The following is a 13,772-nucleotide window of genomic DNA, read 5'->3' as shown; positions in this document are numbered from 1 at the left end:
AAATGCAGGCGACTGATGGTTGCACGTTGGTGATCGACACCTCGTACGGTTCGACCGTGGGAGTCGTGGGGCATGAGCCCATCGTGGAGACCGATTCGCGCACCCACGTCGAGAAACTGCAGGTCAACATCGCCCGTGCGATGGATGCCGCCGGGCTCGGTCCCGCGGACATCAGCTGCATCGTCGTCGGCGTCGGCCCGGCCCCGTTCACCGGACTGAGGGCGGGGCTGGTCACAGCCAAGGCGCTCGCCTTCGCCACGGGGGCCCGGCTGATCGGTCAGAACATCCTCGACCCGCAGGACGCCATGTTGCGCGCCGCCCTGCGCGGCGATACCGTCATAGCGGACGCGGCCGGATTCCTCGCGGATGTGTCGCATACGGCGCAAAATGGCCAGGTGGACGGGAGACCGGAGCCGGAACATCACATCACTCTGTGCGTGAATGATGCCCGTCGCAAACAGTTGTACTTCTCCCTGAACCATGAGGCTGGCGTGACGGGCTCAGAGACGGATTCCTGCCATTGGATCGCTATGGACATCGACTACCCCGGCCATATCGTGGAGCGGGTCAACGCCGAGGTACGCCGTCGCGCGGAGATTGGCGGCATGCGATATATCGTGGACGTGGTCGGTCACGGGGCGGCCCGATACGCCGACGCATGGCAAAGCCTGGATGCTCTCGGCTCGGTGGTCGAGGGATCCATTCTGGATGCGGGGGCGGCCGGCCTGGCGATGTTCGCCGAGATGGCGCTGAAACATGCGGACGACGAAGCGCCCGTCGAACCGCTGTATCTGCGCCGGCCCGATGCCGAAGTACCCAGCCCGCTCAAACACGTGCTGAACCATGCTGGCGCGCAGAGGGCGGACTGATGCTGCGCGAACTGGACGATATCGGGCGGGAGACGGCCGTCGGCGCGATAAGGGCGCTGGAAGTCGAGCTGTTCGGCAACCATGCGTGGAGCGAGGCCTCGATCAGGCAGGAGCTCGACGCGCCGGCACGCGTATACGTCTTCGACGTGGACGAGGCGGATGGACGCGACACGGACCGTGAACCCGCCATCCGCGGATTCGCCGGGTACTGGTATGACGGCGACGACGCGGAGATCATGGACATAGGCGTCAGCAAGACCCATCAGAGGCAGGGCATCGCGGTCGCGATGATGAATCACCTGATATCTCGCGCACGTCGACAGGGAGCCAGACGGATGCTGCTCGAAGTCAGCGTCGTCAACGACCCGGCCATCGCGTTGTACCACCGGTTCGGATTCCAGCGCATCGGACTGCGCAAACGGTACTACCAGCCGGAAGGCATCGACGCGTATGTGATGGCGCTTGACATTGAACCGCGCATCGTCGGGTTCAGCGGCAATGGCGGTGTGGCTGGTGCCGCCGGTGATACGTCCGCCGCCGGCGACATGACGAAACAAACAGGACAGGAGACGCAACTATGAGCGAACCGATCGTACTGGGCATCGAATCGACATGCGACGAAACCGCCGCTGCAATCGTACAGGGGCGCACGCTACGTTCCAACGTCGTCGCCTCGTCGATGGAGGAGCACGCTCGTTATGGCGGCGTGATTCCGGAAATCGCCTCTCGCGCGCACGCCGAGGCGTTCGTGCCGTGCGTGTCCCAGGCGCTCTCCGACGCTGGGTTGGGACTCGGCGACGTGGATGCCATAGCGGTGTCGGCGGGCCCCGGCCTCGCCGGATGTCTCGCCGTGGGCGTTTCAGGTGCCAAAGCGCTTGCCTGGGCGGCGAACAAGCCGTTGTACGGCATCAATCATGTCATCGGGCATATCGCCGTCACGCAGCTGCAATTCGGGCCGTTTCCTAAGGATACGCTGGCGTTGATCGTGTCCGGTGGACACACGTCGCTGCTGCATGTGCGCGATGTCGCGCGGCATGTCGACGTGGTCGGCACCACGTTGGATGACGCTGCGGGGGAGTGCTTCGACAAGGTCGCGCGTTTGCTAGGCTTCCCGTACCCCGGCGGCCCGCATATCGACCGTCACGCTCAGCTGGGTGATCCCAAGGCCATCAAGGTGCCGCAGGGCCTGACTCAGGGGAAGGCCGGTGCGGCGCATCCGTATGATTTCAGCTTCTCCGGCGTCAAGACCGCCGTCGCACGGTGGATTGAGGAACAGCAGGCGGCGGGGCGGGACGTTCCCATTGACGACGTGTGCGCTTCGCTGGCGGACTCCGTGGCCACGGTTCTGGCCCGTAAGGCCATGCGCGGGTGCGAGCAGTATGATTCCAAGACTCTGATCGTAGGCGGAGGGTTCTCCGCCAACTCGCAGCTGCGTGCGAAGCTGCTCGAATACGGCGAGCGGGCCGGAGTCGAGGTACGCATCCCTCGGCTCAAGCTGTGCACCGACAATGGCGCGATGGTCGCCATGCTCGGCGTGAACCTCGTAGAGGCCGGCGAGGCCCCTTCCGCACCCGATTGCCCCATCGATTCCGCCATGCCCATGAACAAAATCTGCATGTAGCCCCTCCGCCTCGCGGATTGCACTCGCCTACAAACAGCGGGAATTCGCGGGCGAAACCGTCGATAAACCGATAATTTGCTTGCGTCCACGGCATCCGACTGTCAGTTCTCGTCATCAATCAACCATTGGAATTACAGGCGACACGCCGAGGCGAGCACTCAAGTTGCATCCATGCGATTTGTGTGTAATATATTCATCTTGTGCACAGCAGTTAGCTCAGCACAGGAAAACATTCCTGCGTAGCTCAGTTGGCAGAGCATCCGACTGTTAATCGGACGGTCGCTGGTTCAAGCCCAGCCGCAGGAGCCATAGAAAAACCCTCAACGGAAATGTTGAGGGTTTTTGCTTTCCCGCGCTCATCCCGCACCTGCGCACCGATGCATCGCATGCGCCGTCGTATGCGCGCCTCTGCGTGCCACACTATGCGAATTCTGATGGTTTTTAAGATGGTGTGGCAAGGGACGGAGACGAGAACAATCCCGAATCATTGCAAAATGGCCGTCCTATGATTCGAATGTCGGCCATACCACGCGATGTGAAGGCTCACATCGCGTTGTGTGGCCGATGGAAAGCCACACAATGCGATTTTGACGCGAAATATCGATGGTGTGGCAATGCGGGGACGCAAGTGGCTATCCGCCGCATTGCTGCGGATGACCGCCCCCAGTCGTTTCGCGACAGCTCTCCGGGCCCTGCAAGTGGGGATGGCCTGCGGCCACGGGCCTCCCGGATTGCACTCGCCTACAAACAGCTCCCGGGCATTGTCAGGCGATTCCAGCAGCAAGTGCCGTGCAGTATCGGCGCGACACGCCGAAATGTGGATAACTCCCGAGCCTTCGACCACATCGGTTGTTTTTCGCCCTCCGCCGTGCATCGGTGTGCGATGCTGGGGATGCCGGGGCGCGGGGACGTTCCGGCGACAGACGACGGAATGGGGGAAGAGACTGATGCTGAATGATGATTTAGATGGGCAGCGGGGAGCGTGGCACCATCCTCAGGTGCGGTATGACCGCCATGCCATACGGCGCAGGCAATTCGCGCTTCACCGCAGGGAGCGTTGCAAACGGACCATGATCCGGCTGTGCTGCATGTCCGTTGCCGTGATGTTCGCTGCGATGATGAACTGGGCGCTATTGCGGGTGCCCTCCGCATCCGCCGGGGAAGAGGTCTTCGCCGCGGTGACGTTATGCGCAGGACGACAGGCGGCGTGTCGGGCGGTATGGCTTTGGCCTGTGGGTCAGCCGGCCGTCATCGCGGATTTCGACCCACCTGACCGGCCATGGCTTTCCGGGCATCGCGGCGTGGATCTGCAGGCATCCGACGGCGATGAACTGTATGCCCCTGCGGATGGCATCATATCGTTCGCCGGGAGTGTCGGCGGCAAGTCGGTCGTCAGCGTCAACCACGGTGACCTTGTGTCGACGTTCGAGCCGGCGCATACCGAGGGCGTTGCCGGAACAGCCGTGAGACGCGGCGACGTCATCGGCGAAGTGGGAGGGGCGTCCGACCATTGCGACGGCCGATGCCTCCATTGGGGAGTCAGGAGGGTCCGACTGCAAAACGAGGGGACGGCGACGACATATCTTGATCCGCTCGCCCGTGTGAGACCCATGCGCATCGGCCTGAAACCCGATTGACGGCGATGCTGCCCCGAATTCGTATGGAAAAGCCGTACAATTGAACGGTGGCGATGCAGATGCCACCCGTTCGCCGGAACGACCGGCCCACAGTCGAGGGGAGTGCTGAAATGCTCAAGGAATATACGCAACCGGTCGCCAAGCCCATTGACGGCGACAAAAACGTGTTCTCGGTGCTGGTCGAACGCGCTGAACGCAAGCCCAACGAGCCGCTGGTCTCGTACAAGGACGGTACTGGCTCATGGCGCTCGTTCACGGCCGCCGAATTCCGCGACAAGGTCATCGCACTGGCCAAGGGCCTGATCGCCCGTGGCGTCATGCCGGGGGACGCGGTGTCGATCATCTCTTCCACCTCATGGCAATGGGCTGCGCTGGACATGGCCATCATGTCCATCGGCTCCCTCACCGTGCCCGTCTACGAGACCAACTCGCCGGCTCAGGTCGCCACGATCTTCAATGACTCCCAGGTGACGATGGCGTTCGCCGAGAACGATGCGCAGCGTGACAAGATCGAGTCCGTCCGCTCGCGCTGCAGCACGCTGAAAGACGTGTACGTCATCGATTTCGGTGCGCTGAACACGCTGGAGGAATACGGGCGCGGAGTGAGTGACGAGGAGTTCTGGGAGCGCGAGCGTCTGGTGAAGGGTGACGACCTGGCAACCATCGTGTACACGTCGGGCTCTACCGGCATGCCGAAGGGCATTGAACTGTCACACGGCAACTTCGTGTACGTCACCTATGCCGGTACGCAATCCATGCCCGACATCGCCTATGGGCGTGACCGCCGTCTACTGCTGTTCCTTCCGCTGGCTCACGCATTCGCGCGGTACATGGTGCTGTACTGCTTTGCCGGTGACGTGGAGCTGGGGCTGTCCAACAACCTCAAGACCATTCTGTCTGATTTCGGCGAGTTCAAGCCGTCCTTCATACTGGCCGTGCCGCGCATCTTCGAGAAGGTGTACAACGCCGCCTCGCAGAAGGCGGGTGCCGGCATGAAGGGGCGCATCTTCGCCAAGGCCGCGGCCACCGCACGCGAATGGTCGCACGCGCAGCAGGAGGGCAACGGGTTCTCGGCCTCGCTGCGGATGCGCCACGCCATGTACGACCGCCTGATCTATCGCACGATCATGGGCGTGTTCGGCGGCCACTGCGAATATGCGGTGTCCGGAGGCGCTCCTCTGGACGGGGCCATCGCACACTTCTTCAACGGTGTCGGACTGCCGCTGCTTGAGGGGTATGGCATGACGGAGACCTGCGCCCCGGCCATGGTGAATCCAACCAAGGGATATCGCATCGGCACGGTCGGCATGCCGCTGCAGGGGGTGTCGGTAGGGCTCGGCGAGGACGGCGAACTATGCATCAAGAGCCGTGCGGTCTGCGTCGGATACCATAACCATCCTGAAATCACCCAGAGCCAGATCGTTGACGGATGGTTGCACACGGGGGACCTCGGCGACATCGACGACGACGGGTTTGTCACCATCACCGGACGCAAGAAGGACCTGATCATCACGGCAGGCGGCAAGAACGTGTCTCCGGGCATATTGGAGGCCAGCGTGATGACATCGCCGGTGGTGGACCAGTGCGTCGTCATCGGTGACCGTAAGCCGTTCATCGCGGCGATCGTCTCCCTGGATCTCGATGAGACCAACGCCTGGCTGGCCGCGCAGGGTGTGGAGCAGGTCTCCGACCTCGCCGAAGTCGTGCGCAACCCGATCGTCTACGCCGAGGTCGAGCGCGCGGTCAACGCCGCCAACGATCTGGTGTCGCGGGCAGAGTCGATTCGCAAATTCGAGATCGTGCCGGAGCCGTTCACCGAGGAGAACGGACTGCTGACCGCCAGCATGAAGGCACGCCGTCAAGCGGTGATCGACCACTTCGGCGAACTCATCGACACGCGCATTTACGCCCCGAAGGGCCGCTGAGCGGAAGTCCAGCCGGGCAACGAGTCGGCCGTCACCTCAACCGGTTCCCGTCATCATGACGGATGGTTGGGGTGACGGCCGACTCGCGTATATCTCGGTATTGCCGCGCCTGCTACATTCCCTGTGACGCGCAATCCCTGCGGCTGTCACATCCCCGCGTCGGCCAGAGTGATGTAGCCGGGGTCGATCAGCGTGCTCTTGAGGTTCGACGCGCTGATCGCGACCAGGTCGGGGCGCAGCGTCGGCATGTTCTTCCCCGCGACGCCCGGATACGTCCCCTTGGTCAGGTTCTGCGGCGATTTCACCGCCGTGCCCTGATTGATTTTTAGGCACATCTGCGCGAGCTGCGTCGCGGCGCCCTTGCGGTCCTCGACGGCGGTCATCCATTGATGGCCGCTGACGAGTTGCGGCAGTTCGTCGACGTACGCGCCATATCCGGTGATGATGGGCCACTGCGTGTCCCTGGCCTTTTCCGAGGCCGACCCGTCGTTGGTGGCGTCGCCGTCGTTTTCCGGCGCCTTGATCGGATCCGGCACCTTCTTGCGGTGGAGATCCTGCTTTCCGGTGATGTTGCCGACGATTCCGGGCAGTGTGATGGAGGGGTTGATGTCGGCCGCCGAACCGGTGTATCCGAGATGGTCGAGCGCGTCGACCACTCCGGAAGCCACGTAATCGTTCATGGCGATGATGCCGTCGATTCGGGTGTGCGAGGCCGAATTCTTCTGTTTGAGACGATTGGTGATCTCGTCGGTGATGCGCGAATCCTTGTCGATTTTGAAGGCGACCGACTCCCACTGCCCGTCGGTCGTGTCGGCCGTCAGCAGTCCGGACGGACTGTATGCCGTGCCCTTCTTGAAATACGGCTGCAGCACGGACCAGGCGCCTGCGAAGGCCTCCTTGGCGAATTCGTCGTCACTGCCGTCAGCGGATGCGGTGTAGGGCAGCAGGATCTCCACGGCCTTCGGATTGTCCTTGCTGATGGTGTCGAGTTGCAGTTTGTCGGCAAGCTTGCTCGCCTGGATCTGCCCGATGCGTTCGGCTGTCGACAGTTCGACGAAAGCGTCGGGGGTGAAGTCCTTCACCGGATTGGCCACGAGCACCACGTGCATGCCCGAGTCCTTGGCCAGCTGCAATGCGTTCGCCATACGGGGCATCGATTCCGTGTCCGTCGAGTCGGATGCGTTATCCGAGCTGGATGCATTCGCCGATTCGGGTGTGTCAGTCGATTCCGATGCATCCGTTGAACCGGCCTCGTCTGAACCGGTCCTATCCGTCGCCGTGCCGCTCGTCTGGCTGACGTAATCGCCGTATTGCCGGGTGGATGTCTGCGTTTCGGCTGCGGGCGCGACGATCAGCGTTATTGCCTTCTCGTCAGCACCGTCTTTCTTGTTGGCGCTGTCTTTCCCGCTTTGCGCCGACACCGCATGATTGACGACGTAATCCTGAATGTCCTGGCTCTGCTTGGCGAGGTCACTGGATGTGGTCGTGGTGATGTTCGCGGATTTGAATCCTTGCTTCTTGAGCTCGGAGGTGATGTCGGGCACCAGTTTCGCCCACTTGTTCAACGGCGTGTGCTGGGAGAGGGTGATGCCGTCCGATGGGGTGAATATCGCCACCGCCCCGGTGGATTGCGTGACGGTGCCGCCGTCCGGAGTGTTGGTATCGTCCGTTGACGCGCATCCCGCCGTCGTGAGCAGAAGACCCGTCGCCATCGCGGCGGCGATGAGTTTCAGACAAGACACCATGCGTCGTCCTGACATGGTCACGCCCTTTCAGTCATGCGAATACTGTAACTTTCGATTGTAGCCTCACCATACGCACAAGGCCCGCATCTCGTGTGGGGACATGGGATGCGGGCCTTGATGGCGATGGATTGCCGGCGGCGATCACCGGTGGCGGGAGCCGCCGGAGAACCCCGCCCGGCCGGTCACGCGGTCAGCGCCTTGGAAAGGTTCTCGTCCAGCGCGTTCATGAAGCCCTCGGTGTCGAGCCACGCCTGATCCGGTCCCACCAGCATGGCCAGATCCTTGGTCATCTGACCGCCTTCGACGGTGTCGACGATGACCTTCTCCAGCGTCTCGGCGAAGTGGCGGACCTCGGGCGTGCCGTCCAGGTCGGCGCGGTGCTTGAGTCCGCCGGTCCATGCGAAGATCGAGGCGATCGGGTTGGTGGAGGTCTTCTCGCCCTTGAGCCAGCGGCGGTAATGGCGGGTCACGGTACCGTGCGCGGCCTCGGCTTCGACGGTCTGGCCGTCCGGGGTCATCAGCACGGAGGTCATCAGGCCCAGCGAGCCGAAGCCCTGAGCCACGGAGTCGGACTGCACGTCGCCGTCGTAGTTCTTGCACGCCCAGATGTAGCCGCCGTGCCACTTGAGGGAGCTGGCGACCATGTCGTCGATCAGGCGGTGCTCGTAGGTCAGTCCAGCCTCGGCGAACTTGTCCTTGTAGTCGGTCTCGAACACTTCGGCGAAGATGTCCTTGAACTGGCCGTCGTAGGCCTTCAAAATCGTGTTCTTGGTGGACAGGTACACCGGGTAGTGGCGCATCAGGCCATAGTTGAAGCAGGCGCGAGCGAAGCCGCGGATCGAATCGTTGACGTTGTACTGCACCTGGGCCACGCCGCCGTCCTGGCCGTAGTCATAGACCACGTGCTCAATCGGCTCGGAGCCGTCCTCGGGAGTGAAGGTGACGGTCAGGCGTCCGGCGCCCGGCACCTTGAAGTCGGTGGCCTTGTACTGGTCGCCGAAGGCGTGGCGGGCCACGACGATCGGCTTGGTCCAGCCGGGCACCAGACGAGGCACGTTGCTCATCACGATGGGCTCGCGGAAGATCGTGCCGCCGAGGATGTTACGGATTGTGCCGTTGGGGGACTTCCACATCTTCTTGAGACCGAATTCCTTGACGCGGGCCTCGTCCGGAGTGATGGTGGCGCACTTGACGCCCACGTGCTCGCGCTGGATTGCCTTTGCCGCGTCGATGGTGACTTGGTCGTCGGTGGCGTCACGGTTCTCGATGCCCAGGTCGTAATAGTCCAGATCGACGTCCAGATAGGGCAGGATCAGACGGTCCTTGATGTCCTTCCAGATGACGCGGGTCATCTCGTCGCCGTCGAGCTCGACGACCTTTCCCTCGACCTTGATTTTGGCCATGCGTTTCCTCCTAGCGTGATTGGCGTATGTGCACCAGTCTTAGCGCATCGATGTTACCGCGCGTTGTCCGCCGCTCGGTATTCGCCACAATGTGAGACGGCGGGTGATGCGCGTGTGCGGCCGCGTCCGGTGTCACAGCCCGGCATTAGCCTTGAAACCATGTCTCAGGAAATTGAAATCGGTTTGGGCAAGAAGGCCCGCATGGCCTACGCGCTGGATGATGTCTCCATCGTTCCCTCTCGTCGCACCCGCGATTCGCAGGACGTGTCGACGTCGTGGCAGGTGGATGCCTATGAGTTCGACGTACCGGTCATCGGAGCCCCGATGGATTCGGTCACCAGCCCCGCCACGGCGATAGCGATGGGCCGGCTGGGCGCTCTTGGCGTGCTGGATCTGGAGGGTCTGTGGACGCGGTATGACGATCCGCAGCCGCTGCTCGACGAAATTGCCCAGCTGCCCGATGACGTCGCGACCGAGCGGATCCAGGAGATCTACCGTGAGCCGGTGAAGCCCGAGCTCATCACCCGCCGGTTGCATGAGATCCGCGATGCGGGCGTCACCGTGGCGGGCGCGCTTTCCCCGCAGCGCACCCAGCAGTTCTACTCCACGGTGGTCGAAGCCGGCGTCGACCTGTTCGTCATCCGCGGCACGGTGGTGTCCGCCGAGCATGTGTCCCTCGGCCATGAGCCGCTGAACCTCAAGAAGTTCATCTACGACCTCGATGTTCCGGTCATCGTCGGCGGCGCCGCGAACTACACGGCGGCCCTGCACCTGATGCGCACTGGTGCGGCGGGCGTGTTGGTCGGCTTCGGCGGCGGTGCGGTCACCGCTACGCGCACGACGATCGGCGTCCACGCCCCGATGGCGACCGCGATCGCCGACGTGGCTGAGGCGCGCCGCGATTACATGGACGAGTCCGGCGGCCGCTATGTGCAGGTCATCGCCGATGGCGGCATGGGGGATTCGGGCAGCTTCGTCAAGGCCCTCGCCATGGGCGCCGACGCCGTCATGCTCGGCGCTCCGCTCGCCCGCGCCACCGAGGCTCCCGGTGGCGGCAAGCATTGGGGTGCGGAGGCCCGTCACCAGACCCTGCCGCGCGGTTCCCGCACCGATGTCGGCACGGTCGGCTCGCTGGAGCAGATCCTGTTCGGGCCCAGCCACCGCGCTGATGGCCAGGTGAACTACATCGGCGCGCTGCGCCGAGCCATGGCGTCCACGGGCTATGTCGACGTCAAGAGCTTCCAGCGTTGCTCGGTGGTCGTCAACCCCTACCACGTCTGATCCGTGATGCTTCGCCTCCGCGTCGGAGGCTCGAATCGCGGCACGATTGCACAAAAAGGCACCCTCGTCCATTGCGGGGGTGCCTTTGTTGTGTTGTGCTGGGATTATCCCCTTTCATCGTGGATGGGGGCGAGAGAGAAGACGGAGAAACGGACATGGAGCAACCCACTTATCATTACGCGCGCGAAAACCCGCCCTGCCCGGTGCCGAGCCTCGACGGGTACGTCATCGTAGAATCGTCCGACGTTCCGGTGCCGTATCACATCACCAGCTGCGGCGCGGGAAGCATCAACGCCGCACAGGGCCATTCGCTGGCGGTATCGTCCGCCCGCATAGCATGCATGTCCGCCGACATCATGCGCGGACAGCTGCATGCGGGCAAGCTCAGACGGGCGGTGACCGGCCCGTGTCTCAAGAAGCTGGAGACCATGGCGTACCTGCTCGACAACCACATGCAGTCGAATCCCGAGCTGAAGGCCAAACTCCGGTATCTGCCGGTGGTGCCCCGGATGATGTCGGGGATGTTCATCAATCCGACGACGTTCGAGATATCGACGCATCTGACCATCGGCGTGCAGAACTACTGGTCGAACATCGTGCTGCGCCAGATGGGATGCCGCTGGCTGTGCACGATGACGGACATCGGGTGATACACGCCGCGCAAGCCGGATGATATGTTCCGCATGGCCGCGTGCCGGTACGCGGCCATGCTTATAGTGGAGCCTATGTTGCGTGAATACACCGTCGATACGATCTATCAGACCACAGACCTGGACACCATCTATTCACTGCTCGCCAAGCGTTGCGAACGCGACCCCGATGACCTCGTCGCCCAATGGCAGGACGATGAGACGAGGCAGTGGCATGACGTGTCCGCCGGCCAGATGAACGACCGCGTCCGTGAGGTGGCCAAAGGGCTTCTCGGCCTCGGGGTCAAGCCCGGCAGCATGGTCGTGATATACGCCGCCACCTGCTATGAGTGGGGCGTCGTGGACTTCGCCTGCGCCTCCATCGGCGCGGTGAGCGTCCCCGTATACGAGACCGATTCGCCCAAACAGACGGGTGATATCGTCGCAGAGGTCGAACCGGTCATCGCCTTCGCCGGCGACGACTCCCATGCGCAGATCCTTGAGCAGATTCGCGCGCACAGCGAGAGCCTGCGCTACGTGTTCAACTTCAAGGCGAACGGCCTCGACGCGGTCGCCGATTTCGGCGAGTCCGTCAGCGACGAGGAACTGGACAAGGCGATCGGCCGCGTCCGCGCCGACGACCTGTTCACCATCGTGTACACGTCGGGCTCCACCGGCAAACCGAAGGGCGTGATGCTGTCTCACCGCAACTTCAACCACACGGTCTACAACGGCTATGAGGTACTCAACGACATGCTGTACCAGCCGAGCCGTCTGCTGCTGTTCCTTCCGCTGGCGCACTGCTTCGCGCGGTACATCCAGTACGTGGCCATCGGCTCGCATGGCGTGGTCGGCTATATCTCCAGCGCCAAGCGGCTGCTCGCCGACCTGCGCGGCTTCAAGCCCACGTATCTGCTGGGCGTGCCCCGCGTGTTCGAGAAGGTGTACAACGCCGCCTCGCAGAAGGCCGGAGCCGGTCTCAAGGGGCGCCTGTTCGCCAAGGCGTTCGATCATTTCGTGCAGTGGTCGAAGGACGAGATGGCCGGCGGCCATCATTCCCTGGGCGCCCGCATCCAGCACAGCTTCTACATGCAGACCGTGGGCTCGTCGATCCGTTCCGCCCTGGGCCCCAACATGAAGTGGCTCGCCTGCGGCGGCGCCCCGCTCAATGCCGATCTCGCGCACTTCTTCAACGGATTCGATGGTATCACCTTCATCCAGGGGTATGGCATGACCGAGACGGCCGCGCCCTGCCTGGTGAATTTCCAGGACGCGAACGAGGTCGGCTCCGTCGGCCGGCCCGGCTGCATCTCCATCAGGCTCGCGGATGACGACGAGCTGATGATCAAGGGGGCGAACGTGTTCCTTGGCTACTACAAGCAGCCTCAGCGGACCGCCGAGGCCCTGACCTCCGATGGCTGGCTGCACACGGGTGACCTCGCCACGATCGACGATCGGGGATTCGTGTTCATCACGGGCCGCAAGAAGGACATCATCATCACGGCCGGCGGCAAGAACATCAGCCCGGCGCCGATGGAGGATGTCATCAACACATGCCCGATCGTCGCCCATGCCGTCGTCATCGGCGACGGACGCCCGTTCATCGCCGCGCTCATCGAACTCGACGCGGAGATGACCCGATCGTGGCTTGCCTCGCAGAACCTCGACATCGACGCGCCGATGAGCGAGATCGCGACCAACGACGCGGTCCGAGCGTTGGTGCAGCAGTACATCGACAAGGCCAACGGCAACGTCTCCCGCGCCGAGTCGGTGCGCAAGTTCGTTATTCTGGACGAGGAGTTCAACCAGGAGGACGGCACTCTGACACCCAGCATGAAGGTGGTCCGCCCGAAGGTGCTGCAGCGTTACGCCGACGTGATCGACAACATGATCTATGCTCCGAAGAACGCCGCAAAGCCGCTGCCCGCCACCGTCAAGATCCTCGACATGACCGCCGAGACCGTGAAGCAGTCTTCGGAAAGCGTCAAGCAGGCCTTCGACCAGGCGAAGGGAAAGATTCGCTTCATGAAGGACGACGAAGCCAAATCCGGCAGCCCCGAGCAGGAGGACAGCGTGGGCGACGCGGCATCTGACGGCAACGACACCAGTGAGGAGAAGTAATTGGCCATCCGCGAAATCAGAACAGTTCCCGATCCGGTGCTGCGCACCCCGTGCGAGACGATCAGGGAGATCACGCCCGCCGTACGCCGCCTTGTGCAGGATCTGCTGGACACCGTCGACGATCCGGGTCGTGCCGGGCTCTCGGCGAACCAGATCGGTGTCGGGCTGCGCGCCTTCTCGTACAACATCAACGGGAAGATCGGATACGTGCTCAACCCGGTGCTGGAGGAGAAGAGCGGCGAACAGTACGGTGACGAAGGATGCCTGTCCGTTCCCGGCCTGTGGTACAAGACCCGTCGCGCCGATTACGCCCGCGTGCGCGGCATCGACCTGGACGGCAACGAGGTCGTGCTGGAGGGCAGCGGCCTGATGGGTCGCATGCTGCAGCATGAGACCGATCACCTCGACGGTCACGTGTACCTCGACCGGCTGGAGAAGACGGAGCGCCGCGAGGCGTTGCGGTACATGCGTGAGCACGCCGCCAAGTAGGCACGTGGTGGTATTCTGAATATTTGTGCGCCAACCCGGCCGTCACCGCAGT

Annotated in this window: 11 protein-coding genes and 1 tRNA gene; 10 read left to right on the top strand and 2 right to left on the bottom strand. The window is 63.0% G+C overall.

All coding sequences use genetic code 11. From position 1 onward, the window contains the following. Positions 1-2: 2 nt before the first annotated feature. The 6 genes from tsaB to MMB49_RS05315 all read left to right on the top strand — a co-directional run bounded on the left by tsaB (position 3) and on the right by MMB49_RS05315 (position 6,052). Positions 3-869 (top strand): tRNA (adenosine(37)-N6)-threonylcarbamoyltransferase complex dimerization subunit type 1 TsaB, encoded by an 867-nt coding sequence (tsaB, locus tag MMB49_RS05340; protein ID WP_013389971.1) that lies wholly within the window; start codon positions 3-5, stop codon positions 867-869. Then, the gene (gene rimI, locus MMB49_RS05335; RefSeq protein ID WP_047272272.1) at positions 869-1,450 is read left to right on the top strand and encodes a ribosomal protein S18-alanine N-acetyltransferase; all 582 of its coding nucleotides are present in this window, start codon (positions 869-871) and stop codon (positions 1,448-1,450) included. Before tsaB ends, rimI begins: the two co-directional genes overlap by 1 nt. Further along, positions 1,447-2,490, top strand: a complete 1,044-nt coding sequence (tsaD, locus tag MMB49_RS05330; RefSeq protein ID WP_047272271.1) for a tRNA (adenosine(37)-N6)-threonylcarbamoyltransferase complex transferase subunit TsaD — start codon at positions 1,447-1,449, stop codon at positions 2,488-2,490. Before rimI ends, tsaD begins: the two co-directional genes overlap by 4 nt. A gap of 233 nt (positions 2,491-2,723) precedes the next feature. Beyond that, positions 2,724-2,799 (top strand) — tRNA-Asn (locus MMB49_RS05325). 923 nt (positions 2,800-3,722) lie between these two features. Further along, complete coding sequence (locus MMB49_RS05320; RefSeq protein WP_225840983.1) at positions 3,723-4,127, top strand: M23 family metallopeptidase; 405 nt, start codon at positions 3,723-3,725, stop codon at positions 4,125-4,127. Positions 4,128-4,237: 110 nt separating this feature from the next. Continuing rightward, a complete protein-coding gene (locus MMB49_RS05315) occupies positions 4,238-6,052 on the top strand; it encodes an AMP-dependent synthetase/ligase (RefSeq protein WP_047272267.1) in 1,815 nt (604 codons plus the stop codon). A 146-nt stretch (positions 6,053-6,198) separates the two neighbouring features. On the opposite strand, the gene MMB49_RS05310 is transcribed toward MMB49_RS05315, so the two are convergent. Together MMB49_RS05310 and MMB49_RS05305 are read right to left on the bottom strand one after the other, a co-directional pair. Continuing rightward, positions 6,199-7,797 carry a substrate-binding domain-containing protein gene (locus MMB49_RS05310; RefSeq protein WP_047272265.1) on the bottom strand — a complete coding sequence of 533 codons (1,599 nt, stop codon included), beginning with the start codon at positions 7,795-7,797 and terminating at the stop codon, positions 6,199-6,201. A gap of 182 nt (positions 7,798-7,979) precedes the next feature. Further along, on the bottom strand, positions 7,980-9,200 hold the full coding sequence (locus MMB49_RS05305) for an NADP-dependent isocitrate dehydrogenase (protein WP_003813356.1): 1,221 nt from the start codon (positions 9,198-9,200) through the stop codon (positions 7,980-7,982). A 159-nt stretch (positions 9,201-9,359) separates the two neighbouring features. Here MMB49_RS05305 and MMB49_RS05300 point away from each other — a divergent pair, with 159 nt between their 5' ends. The 4 genes from MMB49_RS05300 to MMB49_RS05285 all read left to right on the top strand — a co-directional run bounded on the left by MMB49_RS05300 (position 9,360) and on the right by MMB49_RS05285 (position 13,720). Next, positions 9,360-10,481 (top strand): GuaB3 family IMP dehydrogenase-related protein, encoded by a 1,122-nt coding sequence (locus tag MMB49_RS05300; RefSeq protein ID WP_003813354.1) that lies wholly within the window; start codon positions 9,360-9,362, stop codon positions 10,479-10,481. 155 nt (positions 10,482-10,636) lie between these two features. Beyond that, positions 10,637-11,131: a hypothetical protein gene (locus MMB49_RS05295; protein ID WP_013363520.1), complete on the top strand. Its 495-nt coding sequence runs from the start codon at positions 10,637-10,639 to the stop codon at positions 11,129-11,131. A 75-nt stretch (positions 11,132-11,206) separates the two neighbouring features. Beyond that, positions 11,207-13,231, top strand: coding sequence for an AMP-dependent synthetase/ligase (locus MMB49_RS05290; RefSeq protein WP_041775377.1), 2,025 nt, complete (start codon positions 11,207-11,209; stop codon positions 13,229-13,231). Further along, positions 13,232-13,720, top strand: coding sequence for a peptide deformylase (locus MMB49_RS05285; RefSeq protein WP_003816508.1), 489 nt, complete (start codon positions 13,232-13,234; stop codon positions 13,718-13,720). Positions 13,721-13,772: the final 52 nt, after the last annotated feature.

It is taken from the genome of Bifidobacterium sp. SKU, from assembly GCF_026016405.1.
In the GTDB taxonomy this organism is placed as follows: domain Bacteria; phylum Actinomycetota; class Actinomycetes; order Actinomycetales; family Bifidobacteriaceae; genus Bifidobacterium; species Bifidobacterium bifidum.
The sequence above is the reverse complement of the archived record's forward strand: the minus strand, read 5'-3'. Positions and strand labels throughout refer to the sequence as shown.

What these genes read in the sequence shown, in the direction of transcription:
- tsaB (WP_013389971.1), top strand. Translation starts at nt 3, where the DNA reads ATGCAGGCGACTGATGGTTGCACGTTGGTGATCGACACCTCGTACGGT.
- rimI (WP_047272272.1), top strand. Translation starts at nt 869, where the DNA reads ATGCTGCGCGAACTGGACGATATCGGGCGGGAGACGGCCGTCGGCGCG.
- tsaD (WP_047272271.1), top strand. Translation starts at nt 1,447, where the DNA reads ATGAGCGAACCGATCGTACTGGGCATCGAATCGACATGCGACGAAACC.
- MMB49_RS05315 (WP_047272267.1), top strand. Translation starts at nt 4,238, where the DNA reads ATGCTCAAGGAATATACGCAACCGGTCGCCAAGCCCATTGACGGCGAC.
- MMB49_RS05310 (WP_047272265.1), bottom strand. Translation starts at nt 7,797, where the DNA reads ATGGTGTCTTGTCTGAAACTCATCGCCGCCGCGATGGCGACGGGTCTT.
- MMB49_RS05305 (WP_003813356.1), bottom strand. Translation starts at nt 9,200, where the DNA reads ATGGCCAAAATCAAGGTCGAGGGAAAGGTCGTCGAGCTCGACGGCGAC.
- MMB49_RS05300 (WP_003813354.1), top strand. Translation starts at nt 9,360, where the DNA reads ATGTCTCAGGAAATTGAAATCGGTTTGGGCAAGAAGGCCCGCATGGCC.
- MMB49_RS05295 (WP_013363520.1), top strand. Translation starts at nt 10,637, where the DNA reads ATGGAGCAACCCACTTATCATTACGCGCGCGAAAACCCGCCCTGCCCG.
- MMB49_RS05290 (WP_041775377.1), top strand. Translation starts at nt 11,207, where the DNA reads ATGTTGCGTGAATACACCGTCGATACGATCTATCAGACCACAGACCTG.